The sequence below is a fragment of the Ascidiimonas meishanensis genome, from assembly GCF_037782385.1.
Taxonomy (GTDB): domain Bacteria; phylum Bacteroidota; class Bacteroidia; order Flavobacteriales; family Flavobacteriaceae; genus Ascidiimonas; species Ascidiimonas meishanensis.
Genome location: NZ_JBBEXD010000058.1, coordinates 1 through 649, shown reverse-complemented (window position 1 = coordinate 649; position 649 = coordinate 1). Strand labels below are relative to the sequence as shown.

General features: G+C 34.8%; 1 protein-coding gene. It reads left to right on the top strand.

Annotated features, from left to right (window positions below; genetic code table 11):
• A partial coding sequence (locus WBG07_RS19415; RefSeq protein ID WP_340203800.1) for an AMP-binding protein occupies positions 1-649 on the top strand: 649 nt, incomplete at both ends.

Sequence of the window (649 nt, the reverse complement as noted above, 5' to 3'; positions counted from 1 at the left end):
ATCAATAGATTCTTTCGGTACAATTGCCACTCCTCAAACCCTAGCCTATGTCATCTATACATCTGGAAGTACAGGGAAACCTAAAGGAGTTATGATGCCTCATGATGCATTATACAATTTGATCTTTGATCAAAAAAGACTCGCTTTTTCTGGGAAAAACGTGACTCATTTTTCAAGTATTAGTTTTGATGTTTCTTTTCAGGAGATTTTCTTTACTCTTACTCAGGGTCAGTCATTATACATACTCTCTTCTGAGGTGAAAAAAGACATAATAGCACTTTCAAAGTTCATAATGTCTCATGAAATTGATATTACTTTTTTACCTACTTCTTTGTTTAACCTTTTAAGGACAGAAGATTTTTTAGCCATAGTACCAAATTTACAACATATCATTGTTGCAGGAAGTCAATTACAACTCTCTAATGATGCTATAAAGTATTTACGAGAGTCCAAAACTAAATTGTATAATCATTATGGACCTACAGAGACTCATGTAGTAACCACTCATGAGATAAGTTCGATTCAAAATAATCTAGATCGTCGTACCCCATTAATAGGCTCTCCTATCTCCAACACCCAGATTTACATTCTTAGTGAACAGCAAGAGTTAGTGCCTATAGGAGTCGTTGGTGAACTATGCATCAGTGGT